At 68.1% G+C, this 21,068-nt stretch carries 24 protein-coding genes; 11 read left to right on the top strand and 13 right to left on the bottom strand.

The features are described from left to right. The first annotated feature begins 32 nt into the window (after positions 1-32). Positions 33-1,745, top strand: a complete 1,713-nt coding sequence (locus tag ACSHWB_RS47425; protein ID WP_439659921.1) for a discoidin domain-containing protein — start codon at positions 33-35, stop codon at positions 1,743-1,745. Here ACSHWB_RS47425 and ACSHWB_RS47420 read toward each other — a convergent pair. Then, positions 1,729-3,651, bottom strand: a complete 1,923-nt coding sequence (locus tag ACSHWB_RS47420; protein WP_439659920.1) for an endo-beta-N-acetylglucosaminidase — start codon at positions 3,649-3,651, stop codon at positions 1,729-1,731. The two genes, ACSHWB_RS47425 and ACSHWB_RS47420, sit on opposite strands and share 17 nt — an antisense overlap. Positions 3,652-3,893: 242 nt before the next feature. Here ACSHWB_RS47420 and ACSHWB_RS47415 point away from each other — a divergent pair, with 242 nt between their 5' ends. Then, the gene (locus tag ACSHWB_RS47415) at positions 3,894-4,733 is read left to right on the top strand and encodes a dienelactone hydrolase family protein (protein WP_439659919.1); all 840 of its coding nucleotides are present in this window, start codon (positions 3,894-3,896) and stop codon (positions 4,731-4,733) included. Positions 4,734-4,788: 55 nt separating this feature from the next. Here ACSHWB_RS47415 and ACSHWB_RS47410 read toward each other — a convergent pair whose 3' ends face one another. Beyond that, on the bottom strand, positions 4,789-5,223 hold the full coding sequence (locus tag ACSHWB_RS47410; RefSeq protein WP_439659918.1) for a VOC family protein: 435 nt from the start codon (positions 5,221-5,223) through the stop codon (positions 4,789-4,791). 54 nt (positions 5,224-5,277) lie between these two features. Between ACSHWB_RS47410 and ACSHWB_RS47405 the strand changes: the two genes are divergently transcribed. Beyond that, complete coding sequence (locus tag ACSHWB_RS47405; RefSeq protein WP_439659917.1) at positions 5,278-5,910, top strand: TetR/AcrR family transcriptional regulator; 633 nt, start codon at positions 5,278-5,280, stop codon at positions 5,908-5,910. Here ACSHWB_RS47405 and ACSHWB_RS47400 read toward each other — a convergent pair. The 4 genes from ACSHWB_RS47400 to ACSHWB_RS47385 form a co-directional block, all read right to left on the bottom strand. Then, positions 5,901-8,423, bottom strand: coding sequence for an ABC transporter permease (locus ACSHWB_RS47400; protein ID WP_439659916.1), 2,523 nt, complete (start codon positions 8,421-8,423; stop codon positions 5,901-5,903). The two genes, ACSHWB_RS47405 and ACSHWB_RS47400, sit on opposite strands and share 10 nt — an antisense overlap. Next, complete coding sequence (locus ACSHWB_RS47395; RefSeq protein ID WP_439659915.1) at positions 8,416-9,117, bottom strand: ABC transporter ATP-binding protein; 702 nt, start codon at positions 9,115-9,117, stop codon at positions 8,416-8,418. The genes ACSHWB_RS47400 and ACSHWB_RS47395 overlap by 8 nt, the downstream gene beginning before the upstream one ends. A 292-nt stretch (positions 9,118-9,409) precedes the next feature. Then, positions 9,410-9,895 (bottom strand): hypothetical protein, encoded by a 486-nt coding sequence (locus tag ACSHWB_RS47390; RefSeq protein WP_439659914.1) that lies wholly within the window; start codon positions 9,893-9,895, stop codon positions 9,410-9,412. A gap of 46 nt (positions 9,896-9,941) precedes the next feature. Then, a complete protein-coding gene (locus ACSHWB_RS47385) occupies positions 9,942-10,919 on the bottom strand; it encodes an LLM class flavin-dependent oxidoreductase (protein WP_439659913.1) in 978 nt (325 codons plus the stop codon). Positions 10,920-10,958: 39 nt separating this feature from the next. On the opposite strand from ACSHWB_RS47385, the gene ACSHWB_RS47380 reads away from it, so the two are divergent. The 5 genes from ACSHWB_RS47380 to ACSHWB_RS47360 are packed head-to-tail and all read left to right on the top strand — an operon-like array spanning position 10,959 to position 13,615. After that, positions 10,959-11,228 (top strand): GNAT family N-acetyltransferase, encoded by a 270-nt coding sequence (locus ACSHWB_RS47380; RefSeq protein WP_439659912.1) that lies wholly within the window; start codon positions 10,959-10,961, stop codon positions 11,226-11,228. 37 nt (positions 11,229-11,265) lie between these two features. Next, positions 11,266-12,255, top strand: a complete 990-nt coding sequence (locus tag ACSHWB_RS47375; protein WP_439659911.1) for an MBL fold metallo-hydrolase — start codon at positions 11,266-11,268, stop codon at positions 12,253-12,255. Beyond that, positions 12,252-12,977, top strand: coding sequence for a lysophospholipid acyltransferase family protein (locus ACSHWB_RS47370; protein WP_439659910.1), 726 nt, complete (start codon positions 12,252-12,254; stop codon positions 12,975-12,977). Before ACSHWB_RS47375 ends, ACSHWB_RS47370 begins: the two co-directional genes overlap by 4 nt. Then, positions 12,974-13,123, top strand: coding sequence for a hypothetical protein (locus tag ACSHWB_RS47365; protein ID WP_439659909.1), 150 nt, complete (start codon positions 12,974-12,976; stop codon positions 13,121-13,123). The genes ACSHWB_RS47370 and ACSHWB_RS47365 overlap by 4 nt, the downstream gene beginning before the upstream one ends. 51 nt (positions 13,124-13,174) lie before the next feature. Next, entirely contained in the window at positions 13,175-13,615 is a 441-nt protein-coding gene (locus ACSHWB_RS47360) for a ClpX C4-type zinc finger protein (RefSeq protein WP_439659908.1), read from the top strand. Here ACSHWB_RS47360 and ACSHWB_RS47355 read toward each other — a convergent pair. The 3 genes from ACSHWB_RS47355 to ACSHWB_RS47345 are packed head-to-tail and all read right to left on the bottom strand — an operon-like array spanning position 13,590 to position 16,685. Beyond that, entirely contained in the window at positions 13,590-14,030 is a 441-nt protein-coding gene (locus ACSHWB_RS47355; protein WP_360034968.1) for a response regulator, read from the bottom strand. The two genes, ACSHWB_RS47360 and ACSHWB_RS47355, sit on opposite strands and share 26 nt — an antisense overlap. Beyond that, positions 14,023-15,543 (bottom strand): sensor histidine kinase, encoded by a 1,521-nt coding sequence (locus tag ACSHWB_RS47350; RefSeq protein WP_439659907.1) that lies wholly within the window; start codon positions 15,541-15,543, stop codon positions 14,023-14,025. Before ACSHWB_RS47350 ends, ACSHWB_RS47355 begins: the two co-directional genes overlap by 8 nt. After that, on the bottom strand, positions 15,540-16,685 hold the full coding sequence (locus ACSHWB_RS47345; RefSeq protein ID WP_439659906.1) for a PP2C family protein-serine/threonine phosphatase: 1,146 nt from the start codon (positions 16,683-16,685) through the stop codon (positions 15,540-15,542). The genes ACSHWB_RS47350 and ACSHWB_RS47345 overlap by 4 nt, the downstream gene beginning before the upstream one ends. A 65-nt stretch (positions 16,686-16,750) precedes the next feature. Here ACSHWB_RS47345 and ACSHWB_RS47340 point away from each other — a divergent pair, with 65 nt between their 5' ends. Next, positions 16,751-17,236: a GNAT family N-acetyltransferase gene (locus ACSHWB_RS47340; RefSeq protein WP_439664798.1), complete on the top strand. Its 486-nt coding sequence runs from the start codon at positions 16,751-16,753 to the stop codon at positions 17,234-17,236. On the opposite strand, the gene ACSHWB_RS47335 is transcribed toward ACSHWB_RS47340, so the two are convergent. The 4 genes from ACSHWB_RS47335 to ACSHWB_RS47320 all read right to left on the bottom strand — a co-directional run bounded on the left by ACSHWB_RS47335 (position 17,171) and on the right by ACSHWB_RS47320 (position 19,453). Beyond that, entirely contained in the window at positions 17,171-17,641 is a 471-nt protein-coding gene (locus ACSHWB_RS47335) for a YkvA family protein (RefSeq protein ID WP_439659905.1), read from the bottom strand. The genes ACSHWB_RS47340 and ACSHWB_RS47335 overlap by 66 nt on opposite strands. An 8-nt stretch (positions 17,642-17,649) precedes the next feature. After that, positions 17,650-18,060, bottom strand: coding sequence for a hypothetical protein (locus ACSHWB_RS47330; RefSeq protein ID WP_439659904.1), 411 nt, complete (start codon positions 18,058-18,060; stop codon positions 17,650-17,652). Positions 18,061-18,143: 83 nt separating this feature from the next. After that, positions 18,144-18,887, bottom strand: coding sequence for an anti-sigma factor family protein (locus tag ACSHWB_RS47325; RefSeq protein WP_439659903.1), 744 nt, complete (start codon positions 18,885-18,887; stop codon positions 18,144-18,146). Continuing rightward, positions 18,884-19,453 carry a sigma-70 family RNA polymerase sigma factor gene (locus ACSHWB_RS47320; protein ID WP_045315736.1) on the bottom strand — a complete coding sequence of 190 codons (570 nt, stop codon included), beginning with the start codon at positions 19,451-19,453 and terminating at the stop codon, positions 18,884-18,886. Before ACSHWB_RS47320 ends, ACSHWB_RS47325 begins: the two co-directional genes overlap by 4 nt. A 115-nt stretch (positions 19,454-19,568) precedes the next feature. Between ACSHWB_RS47320 and ACSHWB_RS47315 the strand changes: the two genes are divergently transcribed. Further along, positions 19,569-20,177: a COG4315 family predicted lipoprotein gene (locus ACSHWB_RS47315; RefSeq protein WP_439659902.1), complete on the top strand. Its 609-nt coding sequence runs from the start codon at positions 19,569-19,571 to the stop codon at positions 20,175-20,177. Between the two features lie 98 nt (positions 20,178-20,275). After that, positions 20,276-20,956 carry a DUF4142 domain-containing protein gene (locus ACSHWB_RS47310; RefSeq protein ID WP_439659901.1) on the top strand — a complete coding sequence of 227 codons (681 nt, stop codon included), beginning with the start codon at positions 20,276-20,278 and terminating at the stop codon, positions 20,954-20,956. Positions 20,957-21,068: the final 112 nt, after the last annotated feature.

The raw sequence follows: 21,068 nt of genomic DNA, 5'->3' as shown, positions 1-21,068 counted from the left end.
TCACCTCCCGTTCTCCGGCCCCAGGAGCACCCATGTCAGGAAGGCTTCAACGCGGAAGACTCCCTCTCTTCGTCGCGGCGATGGTCGCGGCCTCTCTGCTCGTCCCGCTGTCGGCCTCCGCCGCCGGTCCGCTGATCTCCCAGAACCGCCCGGTGACCGCGTCCAGCAGCGAGAACGTCGCGTTCGGCGCGGCCGCCGCGGTCGACGGCGATCTCGGCACCCGCTGGTCGAGCACGTTCAGCGATCCGCAGTGGATCCAGATCGACCTCGGCTCGTCCGCACGGGTCGACCAGGTCGTGCTGGCCTGGGAATCCGCCAGCGCGCGGGCCTACACGCTCAGCATTTCCGCTGATGGCAACAGCTGGCAGGAACTTCGTCGAACGACGACGGGGCCGGGCGGCACGGAGACGCTCCCGGTCACCGGTACCGGCAGATACGTGCGCCTCGATCTCACCGCCCGGGCCACGCAGTGGGGCTACTCGCTGTGGGAGTTCCAGGTGTTCGGCACCCGTGACGGTGGCACCGGCGGGGAAACCCTGCTGTCGTACGGGAAGACCGGTGCGGCGTCGACGTTCCAGGACGACGGGAACTGCTGGCAGTGCTCGCCGGCCAGGGCGTTCGACCGCGATCCCGCCTCGCGCTGGGCGACGAGCCCGGTGAACGGCTGGGTCGACCCCGGCTGGATCTCCGTCGACCTCGGTGCCACCGCCCAGATCTCGAAGGTCGTGCTGCAGTGGGATCCGGCGTTCGCCACCGCCTACCGGCTCGAGGTGTCCGACGACAACGCGAACTGGCGGCAGATCTACTCGACCACCACCGGACGCGGGTTCAAGGAGACGCTGACGGTCAGCGGCACCGGCCGGTACGTGCGGATGTACGGCACGGCCAGGTCGAACGGCTACGGCTACTCGCTGTGGGAGTTCCAGGTCTACGGCACGGGCGGCGCGCCGATCACGCCACCGCCGTTGCCGCCGAACCCGTCGTTCCCCGGCAGGCTGGTGTGGGCGGACGAGTTCAACGCGCCCGCGGGCACCGGACCGGACGCCTCGAAGTGGACGCCGGAGACCGGGCCCGGCGTGAACAACGAGCTGCAGTACTACACGAACAACAACAACGCCCGGCACGACGGCAACGGCAACCTGGTGCTGCAGGCCCGTCGTGAGGTGACGCCGGGCAGCGCGTGCCCCGTCGATCCGGTGAGCGGCAGCGGGACCTGCCAGTACACGTCCGCGCGGCTCAACACCTACGGCAAGTTCAAGTTCACCTACGGCCGCGTCGAAGCGCGGATCAAGGTGTCGTCGACGCAGGGGCTGTGGCCGGCGTTCTGGATGCTGGGCGCGGACTTCTTCGACCAGGGCAGGCCGTGGCCCTACACCGGCGAGATCGACATCATGGAACACGTCGGCAAGGAACCGAACACCGTCTACTCGACCCTGCACGCGCCCGCCTACTTCGGCGCGGGCGGGTACGGCTCACCGCTCGCGCTCGGCCAGCCGGCGTCGTCGGCGTTCCGGACGTTCGCGGTGGAGTGGGACTCCAGCCACATGACGTTCTCCGTGGACGGCAACAGGTTCTTCACCGTCGACCGGAACGTGCTGGAGACCACGCGCGGCCCGTGGGTCTACGACCACCCGTTCTTCATCATCATCAACAACGCGGTGGGCGGCGACTGGCCCGGCCCGCCGGGGGCCGGGACGCAGCTGCCGCAGGACATGGTGCTGGACTACGTCAGGGTGTACCAGTGATGGAGATCGTCGCGGGCGGGGAGACGTCGAACGCCTCGCTGACCGCCTCCACCTCGATCTGCGCGGTCTCGCCCGAGTTGAGCGGGATCGCCGGCACGAAGTACGCGTCGTTCGTCGTGCCGCCGAGGAAGATCCGTTCGGAACCGGTCCACTTGTAGACCCGGTACTGCCTCGCACCGGATGAGCGCGTCCAGGTGAGCCGGGCCGACGCCGCCGTGGCGTTGGTGCGGCTCACCTGCTCGACCTGGACGTTCGTCGGCGCGGCCGGGGGAGTCATGACCGGGTTCGTGACGCCGATCCGGCCGATCAGCGCGGTGACGGCCGCACCGGGCAGGACCCGCAGCGAGATCTCGGTGAGCGTCGCGCCGGAGTGCTCGCCGAGCGGGAAGACGCTGCGCCGCCACGCCCCGCTGACCCCGCCGAGGTCGAGGACGTGGTCCGTCGTACCGATCCGGAGGACCGCCTGGAGCCGGGACGGGCCGGTGCCGGTGCGGTGGACGATCTCGAACTGGCTGCTGCCGGTCAGCTTCAGCGACGTCGCGAACAGGCGGACGTCGTTGGCGGACTGCGGCGTGCCGGTGATCTTCAGCGCGGTGCCGCCGTCGTACGGGTCGTCCCAGTCCAACGACGGGGTGACCTTCGTGCCCGTACCCGTGACGCTCCACCGCCAGGTCGGCAGGACGTCCTGCAGCGACAGGTTGTTCCAGGCCTGCGCCGACCGGACCGTGCCGCCGACGGCGAACTTCCTGCCGTGGCCGGTGTTGAAGTTCGTGACGAACGGGAGCGACGTGATCGGCGTCAGCTCGGTGACGTAGTGGGCGACGCCCTTCCAGTTCGACGTCGTCGTGGTGTTCGACGGGTCGCCGTTCTGACCGACCCAGAACCTGTTGTCCCTGCTGTAGAAGTCGGCCGGGCTGGTCGCCGACTTGAACGTCCACTCCGGACGGTAGAAGCCGAGCGACGTCACGTGCGGCTTGTTCTCGGGGAAGACGCTCGCCCAGCCGACGCTGGTGTTGTAGCCGTTGGCCTCGACGTCCACACCGGAGGCGAGGTCGTACGGGCTGCGGCCCATCTGCTGGGCCAGCGCGGCCGAGCTCGCCAGGCCCTGCGTGCTCCACCAGAAGTTCATGAACATCTCGTCGGACTGCTCGAAGAACGTCCGGTTGCGCGCGGTCAGCGCGTTCTGCCAGCTGACGCTGCCGGTGTCGGTCATCGCGTCGTACCAGATGACCCGCAGCCCGCTCTTCTTCATGTAGACGATGAAGTCGCGCATGTCGGTGGCGAGCTGGGTGTTGCCGCCGGCGGTCTCCTGGTTGAGGAACCAGCCGTCGAACCCGTAGTGGCGCGCGACCTGGATCATCTTGTCCGCCACGGGGAACCGGTCGCCCTCACGCCGTACGAAGTCGCGGACCCACTGGATCTGGCCGCCGTATGCGGTCGGCGGGAGGAAGACGTTGCCGATGACCTTGACGCCGTTGCGGTGCGCGGCGTCCGTGACCGTCGGGTTCGGAGCGAGGATCAGGCCCTCGGACGCGGACCCGCCCCAGAACACCAGTTCGTCGATGTACTGCCAGTAGTTCGTGGCGTAGTAGTTCATGTCGAGCGCGCCCTGTGCGGGGTTGTTGCTCGTGGGCGCGTACGCCACCAGCGCCTGCACTCGGGCCTCGTCGGGGTGGGCGTGCGCGTTGGCCGGTCTGGCCGGGACGACACGTTTCGCGAGCGGCACCGTGCTGCGGTTGTACTTCGCGTCGCGGTCGGTCGACGGATTCCAGTTCAGGATCGTCGCCGGGTGCCAGTAGGACGCATAGGGCTGCGCGACTTCGGCTGCGGACGCGGGAGTCTCGGACAGCAGACTGGTGAGTGCTGCTGTGGAGCTCAGAACGAGGAACTGTCTCCGAGTGGGCACGTGATCACCCTTGTGCGCCATCCGATTGGCCGCATACCGCTTCTACGGTGACTGGACCGGACGACAATGTCCCGGTCTGCTGCGCTGGGTAACCGCGGCGGGTTCGATGACCAATCGTCGAACATCGTCGAAATGTCCCGGTAACCATCCAAGTGGCCGAATCCCCTCCGGGCTACCGGGCGGTAGCGTGAGCCTCGCCGTCGGTTTTTGGTTCCCCTGCAACCAATCGAGGTGTCATCGTCGTGCGCATCAAAGTCGTGCTTGCGGCACTCACCCTGGCGCTGATCCCAGTCGCCACCCCCGCCGTCGCCACCGCGGCGGCCAACCCCTACGAACGCGGCCCCGCTCCCACGGCCGCATCGGTCGAGGCAGCTCGCGGCACCTTCGCCGTGACGTCCGCTGCCATCGCCCGCCAGTCGAACTTCGGCGGCGGCACGATCTACACCCCGACCAGCGATCTCACGTTCGGCGCTGTCGCCGTCTCACCCGGCTTCACCGCCACCCAGTCCTCGGTCGCGCACTTCGGCCCGCGACTGGCGTCCTACGGGTTCGTCGTGATCACCATCAACACCCTGTCCGGCTTCGACGACCCCGACAGCCGTGGCCGCCAGCTGCTGGCGGCACTCGACTACGCGGTCCGCACCAACCCCCGCGTCGACGCCTCGCGCCTCGCCGTGATGGGTCACTCGATGGGCGGCGGCGGAGCGTTGCGCGCCTCCGCGACCCGGCCCGCCCTGCAGGCCTCGATCCCGATGGCCGGCTGGCACACCACCAAGAGCTGGTCGACGGTCCAGGTGCCGACCCTGGTGCTCGGCGGCCAGAACGACCCCACCGCGCCCAACTCGCAGCACTCGACGCCGTTCTACAACTCGATCACGGCCGCGCCCGACAAGGCGTTCCTGGAGCTGCGCGGTGGTGACCACTCGGCGCCTCGCAGCGACAACGTGACGGTGCGGAAGTACACGCTGTCGTGGCTCAAGCGGTTCGTGGACGACGACGTGCGGTACGACCAGTTCCTGTGTCCGGCTCCTGCGCCGAACACGCTCATCAGTGCTTACCGGGACACCTGTCCCCATGCTTGATTTCAGTTGATCGGGTTGCTGTGTCAGTGTGCGACGGCCTGGCACAGCAACCTCTTCATGTCTCTCTCACCATCAGCCCGGCGCCCTCCGGGATCTCCAGCGGCACCGTGTAGAACCGGATGTCGTACCCGTCCGGGTCGGTGACGCCGGACAGCAGCCAGCCGACGTGCGTCCGCATCACGCCCGCGTGCGGGACCCCCTTCCCGGCGAGGTGAGCCGCGAGCGCGTTGATCGCCTCCTCGCCCGGCACGCCGATGGCGAAGTAGTCGAACCCGGCCGCCGCCACGGCCTTCTCCGGGTCGAGGCGGATCGCGAAGCCCGGCCCTCCGTTGGGATGCACCAGGGCGATGCCCATCAGGACGCCCTCCTCGACGAAGTGCATGACGGGCAGGTAGCCGAGGTGGTCCTGGTACCAGGCCAGTGACTTCTCCAGGTCGGAGACCGGCAGCTTGACGTGGTGGACGCCCTCCAGCAGTGGCGCGGTGCTCATCTCGTTACCTCCTGATTGCAGTGAGACTGCACTTATGCAGTTAGACTGCAACATGTGACAGAGGACGTCAACAGGGATTTGCGGGCGGCGCGCCGGGCGGACACCGAGGTCCGGATCATCGAGGCGGCGACGGAGCTGTTCACCGAACGCGGCTACGTGGCGACGACGCTGGCCGACGTGGCGCGACACGCCGGGGTGGGGGCACGCACGGTGTACGTGCGGTTCGAGGGCAAGGCCGCGCTGTTGCAGCGCTGCCTGGACGTGGCGATCGCGGGGGACTACCACCGCGTGGCCGTGCCGGACCGGGACTGGTTCCAGCAGGCGATGAACGCGCCGACGGCTCGAGAACGCATCGCGCGGATGGCCAGGATCGGCGCGCAGCTCATGGAGCGCACCGGGGCGTTGCTTCAGGTGGCGCAGCAGGCCGAGGCGATCGAGCCCGAGATCGCCGAACGTGCGCAGGCGGGCCGCACCCAGACACATCAGGCCATCGGCGGCTTCTTCCGGAAGCTTGCCGCCGATGGCCTGATGTCGGAGAACAACGTGGACTGGGTCGCGGAGACCGGTGCGGTGCTCGGCCAGGCCGAGACCTACCTGCTGCTCACCAGGACCACGGACCTGTCGATCGAGAAGTACGAGTCGTGGCTAGTCGAGACTTGGACACGACTTGTGGGACCTCACTCGTAGGCGATCGCGTCCAACACGTTGAGTCTCGCTGCTCGGATCGCCGGCAGGATCGCCGCGATCACGCCGACGAACGCCGCCACCACCAGGTACTGCACCATGGTGGCCCAGGGGAGCCCGATCTCCGAGATGCCCTGGTCCTTCAGCGCCTGCACGGTCGCGATGCCCAGTGCGAGACCGACCGCGAGGCCGAGCACGGCGCCGAACACCGAGATCACCACCGACTCGACGGTGATCATCCGCATCACCTGCGACCGCCGCATGCCGACGGCCCGCAGCAGGCCCAGTTCGCGGGTCCGCTCGATCACCGACAGCGCCAGGGTGTTGATGACGCCGAGGACGGCGATCAGGATCGCCAGCGCCAGCAGGATCTGGATCATCAGCAGGACCGTGTCGAACTGCGAGGTCGTCTGCTTCACGAACGCGCTGCGGTCCTGGACGGTGATCTCCGGGTTGTCGGCGAACAGCGGTTCGACGCGCTTCTGCACGTCCGCCGCGGACACGCCGGACTGGACCTGGACGAACGCCTGGGCGATCTGGTCGGAGCGGAACTGCGCGGAGGCCGACTCCGGCAGGACCAGCGCGCCCTGCAGCACCTGGGACTTCACCCAGATGAAGGCGACCGTGTAGGTCGTCGGTTCGGCACCCTTGGCCAGCTGCAGCGCGACCTTGCTGCCCACCGTCCAGCCCTTCTCGGCCGCCAGCTCCTCCGGCAGCGCGAGCTGGTCGTCCTTGAGCGGCGCGATGGAGCCGGACTTCGGCTTCAGCGCGAACATCGTCGCCATCGCGGGCATGTTCGTGACACCGACCGCGAACAGCTGGTCCTCGCCCTGCAGCACGCCGTCCTGAGACCAGCCGACCGCCGACTTCACGCCGTCGGTCTTCTCGATCCTGGTGAGCACGTCCCGCTTGAACGTCGCCGGCTGGCCCTCCATCTGGCCCTCGCCGGAGATGATCAGGTCGGTCTGCAGCTGACCGGTGGCCAGCTTCTCGATCGACTTGGTCGCCGACGTCAGCACCACGCTCACGCCGGTGATCAGCGAGATGCCGACCATCAGCGCGGCCGCGGTGATCGCGGTGCGGCGCGGGTTGCGCGCGGAGTTGCGGCGTCCCAGCAGGCCCGGCATCGACCACGACAGCAGGCGGCCGATCAGCGACACCATCGGCCTGGACAGAATCGGGGTCAGCAGTGCGACACCGACGAACGCCACGAGGATGCCGCCGAAGATCAGCGGCAGCGAGGCCTGGTTGAAGCCGAAGGCCAGCGACGTGCCGCCGGCGGCCGCCACCAGCGCGCCCGTGATCGTGATCTTCGTGAGCGGCCGGTCCGGCGTCGCCGCCTCGCGCATCGCCGCGACCGGCGCGATCCGCGACGCCCGCAGCGCCGGCATGACCGCCGCGATCACGGTGACGATCATGCCCACCGCGAACGACGAGATGATCGCCGACATCGGCACGCCGATGCCCGCGAGGCGCAGGTTGCCGCCGCCGAACGAACTGAAGATGTTGGCCAGCAACGCTCCCACACCGACGCCCGCCGCGAGGCCGACGACGGACGCGATCAGGCCGATCACCAGCGCCTCCAGCACCACGGACCCGATGACCTGGCCGCGTGAGGCGCCCATCGACCGCAGCAGCGCCAGTTCCCGCGTGCGCTGGGCGACGATGATGGAGAACGTGTTGAGGATGATGAAGATGCCGACGAACAACGCGATGCCGGCGAACCCGAGCAGCACGTAGTTGAAGAACTTCAGGCCCTCGTTGATCTGGTCGGCCTGCTCCTTCGCCAGCGTCGCACCGGTCTTGACGTCGTAGCCGGAGCCCATCTTCGCCGCGACCGCGTCCCGCAGCGCGTCGTCGGAGGTGCCCTGCGCCGCCGTGACGGTGACGCCCGAGTACACGTCCTTCTTGCCCAGCAACAACTGCTGCGCGACCGGCTCGGTGAACGCCACCGCGAGCTCGCCGCCCATCGAGTCGCGGCCACCCGCGTACTCGAAGACACCGGAGATCTTGAAGGTCTTCTTGGGCTCCTGGGTGAGCAACGAGATCTCGTCGCCGACCTTGAACTCCCCGGTCGTCGCCAGGAACGCGCCGACCGCCACCTCGTTCTCGGACTGCGGCGCGCGGCCGTCCCGGATCTTCTCCAGGCCGGTGCCCGTCCAGTTGAAACCGTACCGGGGCGCGCCCGACGTGGTCATGACCTTGCCGTTCTTGCCGATCGGCCGTGCGGAACCCTGCACGTCACCGACGGCCGACGCCACGCCCGGCACCGACTTCACGTTCGCGATCGCCTGCGGCGTCAGCGGTTCGGGCTGCTTGCCCTTCTCCGCCTTCGGCGACACCGAGACGTCCACATTGGCGAAGGCCGACGAGAACAGGTCGGTGAACGAGCGCTGCAGCGTGTCGGTCAGAACGAACGAACCGGACACGAACATCACGCCCAGCACCACCGCGAGCGCGGACAGCACCAAACGGAGCTTGCGCGACAGCAAGCTCTTGAGAGTCGCCTTAAACACGGCGCACCGCGCTGCTCTCGATCATTTCGGGAGAGTCGAGGTGCTTCATCGTGTCGAGAACCTCTTCGGCCGACGGGGAGAGCAGCTCGCGGACGATGTGGCCGTCCTTGAGGAAGATGACGCGGTCGGCGTACGACGCGGCGTTCGGGTCGTGCGTGACCATCACGATCGTCTGCCCGAACTCGCGGGCGGACCGCTGCAGGAACCCGAGCACCTCGGCACCGGACTGCGAGTCCAGGTTGCCGGTCGGCTCGTCCGCGAACACGACGTCAGGACGCGACACCAACGCACGCGCACAAGCGACGCGCTGCTGCTGACCACCCGACAGCTGCGTCGGCCGGTGGGTCAGCCTGTCCCTCAGACCCACCGTGTCGACGACGACGTCGAACCACGCCTTGTCGACCTTCTTGCCGCCGATCGCGAGCGGCAGCGTGATGTTCTCCTCCGCGGTCAGCGTCGGCAGCAGGTTGAACTGCTGGAAGATGAAACCGACCTTGTCCCGCCGAAGCTCCGTGAGCCCGCGGTCCTTCAACCCGGTGACCTTGGTGTCACCGACCCACACCTCACCGCTCGTGACGTCGTCAAGCCCCGCGAGGCAGTGCATCAGCGTGGACTTGCCCGACCCCGACGGCCCCATGATCGCGGTGAACCTGGACTTGTCCAGGTCGACGCTCACCCCCGCGAGCGCGGTCACGGCAGCGTCGCCGGACCCATAAGACTTCCAAACGTCGACGGCTCTGGCCGCGACTCCATCGGACGCGCTCACTCGTCTGTTCCCCTCTGTGGGTCTCTTGTGCGCACCATCTTCTGCGACGGCACCGCACCGAAGGGTCAGGTTCTCCCCTGAGATGACCCTGATTCAGTGTGCCCCAACCCCCGAGCGGACACGCTGAGAAACCCCTCAGCTTCAGTGCGTGTGCGTCATCGCGCGGTCGCGGGGGAAACGATATTTCACAGGCGGCGCAGCGTCTTCCGACTTCGGATGACTAGGCCGTCAACTTCCGTCGCATGGGGACGGTCGGTTCCATCAGCCATGAAACCAATTCCACGCGGAGGCCTTCCCTCAACGCGTTCTCCGCCAGCCAGTGGTCCACGTCGCCGTGGTAGGCGCGCGCCGGCCGCGGCCAGCGGTCCATCCATTCGAGGAACGCCGCGTTGGTCGCGATCGGGCCACCCGGCGGCCGGACACCGAGCACGAGCACGGGATCCTCCCCGGCGGCGAAAGTGGCGGCGGTGTCGTGCACGCCACCGAAGAGGATCCGATCCGCGCCCAGCTCACGGGCCTTGTCCGCCACCCCGAAGAACGCCGACCCGCGCCCGTGAGCGCGCACCACGAGCTGGTGCGCGCCGAAGTCGGTGTCGAGGAACTCATCGGCGTACGTGCCGTCGTCGGCCAGCACCAGCACGTTCGTGCCGCCGGGGAGAACCCCGACCTGCCCAGGATGCGTGATGCCGATGACGGTGATGCCCACGCCCTCAATCCTGCCGAGGTTGTGTTAACCCTTGGCACCGCTCGCGTTAAACAAGTTTCGGAAGCACTTCCGCGCCGAACAGCCGGATCGTCTCGATGACCGACTCGTGCGGCATGCCGCCGATGTCCACCATCACGAGGTGCGTGTCGATGGACAGGTGTTCCGCCAACTCGTTGAGCCGCGCCGCCACCTCGTCCGGCGTCCCGCACACCGCCGAGCCGTCCATGATCGCGTCGACATCGATGTCGCCGTCCCCGCGCCACGGATCCGCGAACCGCGCGTACTCGGCCAGGTGCGGCCGCCACCGTTCCCGCGCGTCCTCCCGCGCCACGAACACGTGACTGGGCACGCCGACCCGTCCTGCCGGGAAGTGCTCCCGGTACCGCTGCACGACCTCCAGGTAGATCGAGGGATCCCGCAACGTCGACGGCAACATCAGCGGCATCTCCAGCTCGGCGCCCAGGTCCGCCGACACCGCGGAGCCCGACCCGATCCACACCGTCGGCCGCGGTGTCTGCACCGGCCGTGGCGTCGTCGTCACGTCGCTCAGCTGGCCGCGGAACCTGCCGTCCCAGCTCACCGACGGCTCCTCCAGCAGCTTGAGCAGCAACCGCAGGTGCTCCTCGAACCGCGCCCGCAGCTCGCCGGGCTGCACCCCGAACGCCGCGTCGGTCTCCTTGTCGACGCCGCGCGCCACGATCAGCTCGGCCCTGCCGTTCGACAGCACGTCCAGCGTCGCCAGCGCCTCGGCCACCAGCACCGGGTCGCGGTGGGCCAGCAGCGTCACCCCGGTCGAGAGCCTGAGCGTCGAGGTGCGCGCCGCCACGGCCGCCAGCAGCAGCTCGGGCGCGGACACGATGTAGCGGGTGAAGTGGTGCTCGCCGATCGCGACGCCCGCGAACCCGGCCTCCTCGGCCACCACCGCCTGCTCGACCATCGCCCGCAGCCGGTCGGCCTGGGAGACCTCCTGCCCGGTGCACGGATTGGGCAGGTGGTCACCCAGGATGAGCAGGTAGACGTCCATGCCCGTCATTTTCCATCTGTCCGGTGCAAGATGGTTCGCATGGTCACCAACAACGAGGCCGAGAGCCGCTACGAGGTCCACGTCGACGGCGCGCTCGCCGGCTTCCTGGAGTACCGGGTCATCGGTGAGGTCATCGCCCTCGTGCACACCGAGGTCGACGAGGCGTACGCCGGCCAGGGCCTCGGCGCGCAGCTCGCGAAGTTCGCGCTCGACGACGCCCTCGCCCGGGACATCAAGATCTCTCCGTTGTGCCCGTTCGTGGCGAAGTACATCGACAAGCATCCGGAATACCGGGTTACTATCCGGTAAGAATTAGTTGCTGTCGCTAACGACGAGGTGGGCGAGCGTGTGGAGTGAGCCGGGCGCGTTCGAGGTCGCACCAGGTGTGCACCGGATTCCGCTGCCGCTGCCGAACGACGGGCTGCGCGCGGTCAACGTCTACGCCATCGAGGACGGCGACGGCCTTGTCATGGTCGACTCCGGCTGGGCGCTCGACGAGGCCCGCGACCAGCTCGAAGCGGCACTGGGCACCCTGAACAAGGGCTTCGAGGACATCCGGAAGTTCCTCATCACGCACGTGCACCGCGACCACTTCACGATGGCCGTGTCGCTGCGCAGGACGTTCGGCAGCAAGATCGGCCTCGGTCTCGGCGAGCAGCCCTCGTTGCTGCACATGCTGCACGGCCGGGAGGACCAGAACGTCGACGACCTGCGCAAATGGGGCGCCGCGGAGCTGGCGGAGACGTGGGTCAAGATCATGCACCACGTCGACCGCGCGGACGCGTTGCGCGACTACGAGGAGCCGGACGAGTGGCTCGTCCGCAGCACCGTGGACCTGGAGCACCGCAAGCTCGAGGTCGTCCCGACGCCCGGCCACACCCGCGGTCACGTCGTGTTCGTCGACCACACCGCGAAGGTGCTGTTCTCCGGCGACCACGTGCTCCCGCACATCACGCCGTCGATCGGTTTCGAGCCGCTGAGGCCCGAACTGCCGCTCGGCGACTACATGACGTCGCTGCGGCTCACCCGCGAACTCCCGGACCTGAAGCTGCTGCCCGCGCACGGGCCGGTCACCGACAGCTCGCACGAGCGCGTCGACGAGCTGCTGCAGTTCCACGAGCAGCGCCTGGAGGAGATCCACCGAGCCGTGGCCGGCAGCGCGTTCGAGACCGCGCGCAAGATCGGCTGGACCCGCCGGCAGCGCCGGTTCGACGATCTCGACATGTTCAACCAGGTGCTCGCCGTCGGTGAGACGGCCGCGCACCTCGACGTTCTGGTCGAACGTGGCGAATTGACCCGAACTGTGAACGGCGGCGTGCTCGAATACCAGTCGTGACACCGCTTGAGCTGGCCGCCTGGACCTGGAAGATGCCCCGCAGGGGCAGGGGATTCTGGTTCTCGCTGGCGATCGACGTGCTGTGGCCCGTTGTCGTGCTGTTCGTGCGCCTCAAGGTGCGCGGCAGGCAGCACGTGCCGGGCAACGGCGGCGTGATCCTCGCGTTCAACCACCTGTCCAACTCGGACACCGTCGCGGCCGTGGTGTTCGCGCTGATGTCGAAGCGGGTGCCGCGCGTGCTCGCGAAGGCCTCCCTGTGGCGCATGCCGGTCGTCGGCTGGGTCATGCGCTCCGGAGGTCACATCCCGGTCGAACGCGGCACCGTGAAGGCCTCAGAGGCGTTGCGGCCCGCTGTGGAGGCGTTGCGCGACGGCGAGTGCGTGATGGTGTTCCCCGAGGGCACCTTCACCGACGATCCCGACCACTGGCCCATGAAGGGCAAGTCCGGGGTGGCGCGGATGGCGCTGGAGTCCCGCGTGCCGGTCATCCCCGTCGCCGAGTGGGGCACGCAGGACCTGTTGCCGAAGGGCACGATCCTGCCGAGGTTGTTGCCGCGCAAGAAGATCGAAGTGGTCGCGGGCGCGCCGGTCGACCTCTCGGACCTCTACGACCGGGATCTGACCGCGGAAGTGCTGGCCGAGGCCACGCGGAGGGTCATGGCGGCCATCACGACGATGCTGTCGGGCATACGTTCGGCTCAAGCGGGTAGCCAGAGTGCATGACCACGCGAGAGGAATTCGAGTTACGCAGGCAGCGCCGCCCCGGTGGGACGGGGATCTGGGCTCCGGTCATCCCCGACCCGCGTGAACCCCAGGAGTGGGTCGTGCAGGGCGACGACGAACCCGTGATCGTGCGCAGCGTCGACTGACCGTCTACCCGACCTAGACACGCTGGGTCGTGTCTAGCTAACGTAGACACCATGACTCTGGACGAGGAACTGCTGGCAGTGGCGCGGAAGGCGGGTACCGCCTCCGCCGCCGCCCAGTCCGAGGCCGACATCGCCAAGGCCGTCTACCACCACAGCGTGCTGGTGCTGCACCGCGCCGGCGGCTCGATGCGCGAGATCGCCGAGGCGCTGGGGATGAGCCATCAGCGCGTGCACCAGATCATCGAGCAGTCCAGGAGGACCGAGCGCTGCTGGTTCTGCGGGCAAGCCGGCGACAAGGTCGGCAAGCTGATGGCGGGACCGGTCGCACTGATCTGCGACGTGTGCGTCGACGCGGCCCAGGTCGCCGAGGTCGGCCACTGCTCGTTCTGCAGCGAGTCCAAGCCCGTGCACGCCGGGGCCGAGGCCCAGATCTGCCGGTCCTGTCTCGACTTCAGCGCCGCCGTGATCAGCGGGGCAGCTTCACCACGGTGACGAAGAAGTCGTCGATCTGGCGGACGACCTCGATGAACCGGTCGAAGTCGACCGGCTTGGTGACGTACGCGTTGGCGTAGAGGCTGTAGCTGCGCAGGATGTCCTCCTCTGCCTCCGAGGTCGTCAGCACGACGACGGGGATCGAGCGCAGCTCCGCGTCCGCCTTGACCTCGCTCAGCACCTCGCGGCCGTCCTTGCGGGGCAGGTTGAGGTCCAGCAGGATCAGGCCCGGCCGCGGCGCGTTCTCGTACTGGCCCTCGCGCCGCAGGAACTCCAGCGCCTCCACACCGTCCTTGACGATGTGCAGCGAGTTGCGGATCTTGTGGTGCTCGAACGCCTCCTGCGTCATCAGGGCGTCGCCCGGATCGTCCTCTACAAGCAGGACGTCGATCACGTTCAGTGGTGACTCAGACATGTACTTCCTCAAGCTCGGCGGCAACTTCCGCGACTACGGGCAGGGTGAACTCGAAGCTCGTGCCGGAGTCCACATCGGTCCTCAGGCGGATCGTGCCGCCGTGGAACTCGACGATCTTGCGGCACATCGCCAGTCCGATGCCCGTGCCCGGATAGGCGTCCTTCGGGTGCAGGCGCTGGAAGATGACGAAGATCCGGTCAGCGTACTCCGGCTCGATCCCGATGCCGTTGTCGCGCACCGTGAACTTCCACATCGCGCCGTCGCGTTCGACGTCGAGGGCGATCACCGGCGCCTCGGCGCCCTTGAACTTCAACGCGTTGCTTATCAGGTTCTGGAACACCGCGCTGAGCAGAGACGCCTCACCTCGCACGGAGGGGAGCTCCGCGATCTCGAGGCGGGCGCCGGTCTCCTCGATCCGCTCGGAGAAGCTGCTCACGACGTGGCCCACGAGCTCGTTGAGGTCGATGACCGTCTGCTCGCGCGACATCCGGCCGACGCGGGAGAACGCCAGCAGGTCGTTGATCAGCACCTGCATGCGCTTCGCGCCGTCGACCGCGAACTCGATGTACTGGTCGGCGCGTTCGTCGAGCTGGCCGCCGTAGCGGCGTTGCAGCAGCTGGCAGAACGACGCCACCTTGCGCAGCGGCTCCTGCAGGTCGTGCGAGGCGACGTAGGCGAACTGCTCCAGCTCCGAGTTCGACCGCTGCAGCTCGGCCTTGGCGTCCGCGAGCGTCGCGAGCTCCTGCACGATCCGGCGGCGCATCTGGTTCACGTCCTCGCCGAGCATGACCGTCTCGCGTGGACCGTCGGCGTCGATCTCGTGGTCGAAGTCGCCGGACGCCACCTGCCGGGTGTGGTCGGCGAGGTTCGCGAGCGGTGCGATCAGCAGGCGGTGCAGCAGCAGCGACAGCCCGCCGATCACCGCGACGAGCAGCACGCCCATGCCGATCACCAGCCACAGCACCACGTTCGCCGCGCTGTCGAGGTCCGCGCGGGCCTGCCGGGAGAGCGCGCCGATGTCGCTCTGCAGCGCCGACGTCTCGGAGCGGAGCTGGTCGAACACGACCTTGCCGCGTTCGAGGTCGCCCGCGACCCCGGCGGCGGGACCGGACACCTTGATCGCGGCGACCGTCGGCTCCGCGTACTCGGAACGCCACTGCCGCGCGAGGTCCTCGATGCGGCCGACGCGGCCGTTCACGTCGCCGACGAGGTCGCGCACGTTCCTCGAGGCCTCCGTCTGGGCCGCCTGACCGTCCAGGTACGGCTTGAGGAAGTCGTCCTGCCCGGTGAGGGTGAAACCACGTACGCCGGTCTCCTGGTCGAGCAGCGAGCGGCTCAGCGTCTGGGCGCGGCGTGCGGCGGGCTCGATCCTGTCGACCGACTGGGCCCGCGTGTCGCCGAGCGCGTCCAGCGCGACCACCGTGGACGAGATCGCGACCGCGGTCATGGCGAGCAGGACCGCCGCGATGACCGCGAGCAGGCGGCTCGCCGGCATCTTCTGCGGGAGATTCACTTACCGTCCTTCAAAAGCAGAATGGCCACGTCGTCGTCGAGCGCGCCTCCGTTGAGCTCCGTCACCTCCGCGATGACGGAGTCCATCCAGTTCGGGCCGATGCGCAGGTGCTGCTCCAGGATCTCGCACAGGCGTTCCACGCCCAGCCGGTCGATGTCGTCGGGTACCCGGCCCTCGATCAGTCCATCCGTGTAGCAGGCGAGTGACCAGCCGGACGGCAACGGCACGTCCACGCCGGTCCACGCGTAGTCGGGCAGCACGCCGAGCGGCACGCCGATCTTCGACTGCGGCAGGTCCACGATCCGGTCGCCCACCATCAGCAACGGTTCCGGATGCCCAGCCAGGAAGTAGCGCGCCGACCGGCGGTCCGGTGCCACCGTGACCATGCAGGCCGTGGTGAAGATGCCCTCGCCGTGCCGTTCCGCGACCAGCACCTGGTCCAGCGTCTGCAACACCTTCTCGGGCGGTGCACCGGACAGGACCAGCGCACGCCAGGCGATCCGCAGGCAGACGCCCAGCGCGGCCTCGTCAGGGCCGTGGCCGCAGACGTCGCCGATGATCGCGTAGACGGTGCCGTCCGGCATGCCGACCGCGTCGTAGAAGTCGCCGCCGAGCAGCATCCGCTGGCCACCTGGCTGGTAGCGGACCTCCAGGTCGACGTCCGAGTTCTGCAGCAGTGCGGGAGGGAGCAGACCGCGTTCGAGACGGGCCCGTTCGGCGGCCAGCAGCTTCGCCTCCCGCAGCTGGCGCTGGGCGTCCTCGGAACGGCGGCGCTCGACCGCGTACCGGACCCCGCGCAGCAGCAGCTCACCGTCGACCTGGCCCTTGACCAGGTAGTCCTCCGCGCCGGCCGCGACCGCGGTGATGCCCTCCCGGTCGTCGTCGCGTCCGGTCAGCACCAGGATCGCCGGCGCGTTCGGCTTGCTCAGCAACCTGTGCAGCGCGTTCAGGCCAGTCGAGTCGGGCAGGCCCAGGTCGAGCAGTACGCAGTCGGCGTCGTTCAGCAGCCGTTCGGACTCCGCCAGGGTGCGGGCGCGCGCCAGCACGAACGGGGCGCTCACCTCTTCGAGCAACGCCTCGACGAGCAGGGCGTCGCCATCGTCGTCCTCGACCAGGAGGACGCGCACTGTCTTCGTTCGCATCGGGTCGGACTTTAACGTTATTGGGCTGCGGGGTCCGCGTCCGACCTACCAGGATGTGCGGCGTGTTGATCCGTCTCGCCCAACCAGCCGAACTGCCGTACCTCCAGCAGATCGAAAACGCCTCCGGAGAGGCGTTCCGCGACATCGGCATGCCCGAGATCGCCGACGACGACCCGATGTCCCTGGAGGACCTCGCCGAGCACGAGGTCTGGGTCGCCATCGGCGCGCAGGGCGTGCCCGTCGCGTTCATCGCGATCGGCGACGTGGACGGCGCCGTCCACGTCCACCAGGTCAGCGTGCATCCATCGCATGCGCGCCAGGGGATCGGCGCCGCGCTGATCGAGCACGTCACCCGCGGTGAACGCGCCGTGACGCTGACGACGTTCCGCGACGTGCCGTGGAACGCGCCGTACTACGAACGTCTCGGCTTCCAGGCCGTCGCGGACACCTCGCCCGGCCTGGCCTCGATCATGCGCGAGGAGGCCTCACGGGGCCTCGATCCCGCGACCCGTGTCGCGATGGTCCTTCTCCCAGCGCAGGTACGAGCCTGAGGCCACCGAAAGACTGCTGAGCAGCCAGACGAGGACACCCGCGTCGTCGGTCACGCCGATCACCGGAAGGAACTCCGGCAGGACGTCGATCGGCGACACGAGGTAGACCAGCCCGACCACCCACAGCAGCACCTGGCTGCGCGGCAGCTCCGGGTACTTCCCGCTGCGCCAGGTCTTCCACAGCCGCGGCAACGCCTTCGCGCGCTGGATCGGGTTCCCGACAGGGCCGGGCACCCCCTGCGCGCGTTTGCGGCGGTTGCGCAGCACCCCCAGCACCGCGAACACCAGGCCGAGCGGGAGGAGCACCCAGCCGACGACGGCGGGGCTCAACCCTCCCAGCGGGGCGTCGCGGAGCAACAGGATCAACAGGCCTGACAGCGAGATGAACGATCCGAAGACGACCATCTGGCTCCCTAGCTAGGTTCCTGGAACAGCATCGTCGGGATTGCCTTGTGCGGTTGCTTGAGCTCCTGCGGCTCCGGCTCCCGCAGGTCGATCACGGGCTCGGGTTCCTCGACGGGCTCTTCCTTGACCACCGGCTTTCGCGCTGCCTTCACGGGTGCCACGTAGGGCTGGTCCAGAGCGGCACGCGCCTTGGAGATCCAGACCTTCTGCATGGCCTCGTCCTTGCCACCGGCCGCGGTCGCCGCGAGTCCGGACAGGACACCGCGAATACGGGGCACGAGCGCCTGATGACGCCGGATCGCATGCCACACAGGGTGATCGTCCGGTAGCCGGGCGGCGACGAGCTTCGTGATCTGCGCACGCAGTTCCTCTGTGGACAGATCGAGCCAGCGCTCGACCGCTGACGGGCCAATTGCCACGTAGATAGCCTCCCCGAAAACGACAACTGCCCCCACAGGATCTCATGGATCCCGCGGGGGCAGCCCTCTGGTGTCGCTGAACGTCAGGATGCCACGACTTCGAGCAGGGTCTTGCCGTTCTCGTCGACGATCCGGAACGTCGCGATCTCGTGCCAGCGCATGGCCACGTTCGCCGCCAGCCGGATGGTCTTCTTGTCGCCGGCCACCGGTTCGGGGGCGTACCAGGACGTGACCTGGGCGACTCGACCCGCGCGTCCCACCGCGACGAGCGAACCCCTGCTGGGGCCGGTCATGCCGCTGACCTCGATGTCCATCGAGGTTCCCCACGGCTCGTCGGAGGCGGTGATCTTCGTGAAGACACCGCTGTTCGGGTCCTGCTGCTGCACCTTCATCGACGAGTCGGTGGAGTTGTTCGCCACCCGCGTCTGAGACGTCGTCGTGCCGGGGTTCTGGGGCGCTGCCTGGTTCGAACCGTCATCGCCGCCGCGTACGACGAGCGTGGTGACGACGGCCGTCACCGCCACGACGCCGGCGGCAGCGGCCGCGACGCCCTGGGCGACGAACCACCGTCGGCGCTTCCTGCGCGCCGAGACGGCGTCGAGCATGACCCGGACCGACTTGCCGTCGGGGCGCTCCGGAGCCGTCCCCCGCAGCATCCCACCCGCGTCGGCCTCGTCGATGAGGTCGGGCACCACCGCGAAGTCGCGCAGGTCAAGGGCACACCGCCGACATTCGGTCAGGTGGTTCTCGAACGCCTCCACCTCATCGGCATCGAGGATGCCGAGCACGTAGGCGGCTACGTCGAGGTGATCTGGTGCCGTTGTCACCGCGTCTCTCCCCGATCGTGCAACGCACGCCGCAACGCACGGAGCGCGTAGTACACCCTCGACTTGACCGTTCCCGGTGGCACACCCAGTGCCGCCGCGGCCTCACCGACGGTGCGGTCCCGCAGATATGTTTCGAGAATAGCCTCCCTGTGCTCCTCGGAGAGACCGTTCATCGCCTCCGCGACGACGATCGCCGCGAGGGTGCGATCCTCTTCGCTGCCGGAGGGCGACTCGTCCGAAGGGGTCAGTTCGAACTCCTGCGGACGGACGCTTCTCTTACGTCTGTCGTCAATGACCAACCGCCTTGCCACCGTGAACAACCACGACCGCAGGAGCACGGGGTCACGCTCGAGTTTCTCGGCGTTGCGCCATGCCCTGACGAGGGTCTCCTGCACGATGTCCTCGGCCCACTGACGATCATGGCCCGTCAACCTCATGCAGTGACCCAGCAGGGCACTGCCGAATTCCTCGTACAGCCGTCGGATCAACTCTTCCTCGAGAGACCCCGGTCTTGGTGATTGTTCGTCTAACTCACGTTGACGTCTATGCCGCGCCACGGGGGACATCCTTGCCCCATCAAGCGGCTTAAGTCGAGAGGCAAATATTCCTCACGAAGTTCGTGAACCGTTGCCGGATCGTGTCCGTACTCCTCGGTACCCCGCCGAGAAAGGACCCCAGCCGATGCGACGTGGACAGGCCATCACCGCTCTTGCGGCACTGGCTCTCAGCCTCACGGCGTGCGGCAGCACCCAGACCCCTCCCGGAGGGGAGGCCGCACCCGGTGGGCTGCGGGCCAAACCCGCTGATCTGAACGGTCACAACAACTACTTCATCGCCAACACGGAGCAGATGGGGTGGTTCGTGATCGATGCCGAGGGGCTGCCCATGTACCGCTACGACAAGGACGTCCCCAAGCCGTCCAAGTCGAACTGCGAGGGCGAGTGCGCGAAGGCCTGGAAGCCGGTCCTCGCGGACAAGACGCCGATGGCGACGGGTGTGGACCCGATCTCCATGGGGGTCCTGACCAGGCCGGACGGCACCAAGCAGCTCACCATCCAGGGCTGGCCGCAGTACACGTACGCCGAGGACAAGGTCGCCGGTGACATGAAGGGCCAGGCCAAGGGCGGTGTGTGGTGGGTCACCGCGCCGAACGGCGCCAAGATCACCGGCGGGAAAGCCCAGAACAACAGCAACAACGGCACGAGCAGCGGTACGCCGAGCACGTCCCCCAGCTCCGGAACGGCGCAGACACCGCAGTCCGCGGCACCTCCGGCAGCACCCGGCTACTGAGTCCACTGCTCAGGCGAAATTCATTGATCCCCTATCGACTTCCTTTGGACAACGAGGACAACAAGACGATGACCAGAGCCCTCGCCACCGTCTTTGCGATGTTGTTCCTCTTCTCCGGCCTTTCCGCCACGGCTGCGGCGCAGCCCGCGGACACCGGGGGAGTGATGGACACCCCGAGCGGGCCTTTGACCGCGAACGACCGCGAACTGCTCAACAGGGTGCGCCTCGCGGGCCTGTGGGAGATGCCCATGGGTGAGCTGACGGCCACCAAGGCGTCCAACGCCAGGGTCAAGCAGATCGGCAAGATGATCATGCTCGACCACATGATGCTGGACTCGCTGACGAAGAAGACGGCCGCCGGGTTCGGGCTGACCACGCCCGACGTGCCGAACCCCACGCAGCAGTCGTGGATGGAAGAGATCAACGGGCTCGAAGGCGACGCGTTCGACCAGGCGTTCATCGCCCGGTTGCGCGCCGCGCACGGCCAGATCTTCCCCTTCATCGCGAAGGTCCGCTCAGGAACGCGCAACGACGTGATCCGCGGGTTCGCGCAGGCGGGCATCGACGTGGTGATGAAGCACATGACGCTGCTGGAGAGCAGCGGCCTCGCGGGCGACGCGGCGTTCGCGGAACCCCAGCCGGCCGGCGGCATCATCAACGCGACCCTGGCCTCCGACGAGGGGCCGAACATGTGGGTGATCCTCACGGTCACCGCCGCGGGAGCCGTCCTCACGGTGCTCCTGCTCCGAGTACTCCGCCCGCGACGACCGGTGCGGTGATTTCGCAAGACCCCGTTTCAAGGCAGTAAACGGAGGTGGTGTCCCAAGGTCAGAGGCACTCCAACGCGGACCTGTTCCCACCCGCCCGGCCCTGAAGTGTCCACTCCTGCAC

Source organism: Lentzea sp. HUAS TT2 (genome assembly GCF_051853195.1).
Lineage (GTDB): Bacteria > Actinomycetota > Actinomycetes > Mycobacteriales > Pseudonocardiaceae > Lentzea.
Note: the sequence above shows the minus strand (reverse complement) of the source record. Positions and strands in the feature narration are given on the sequence as shown.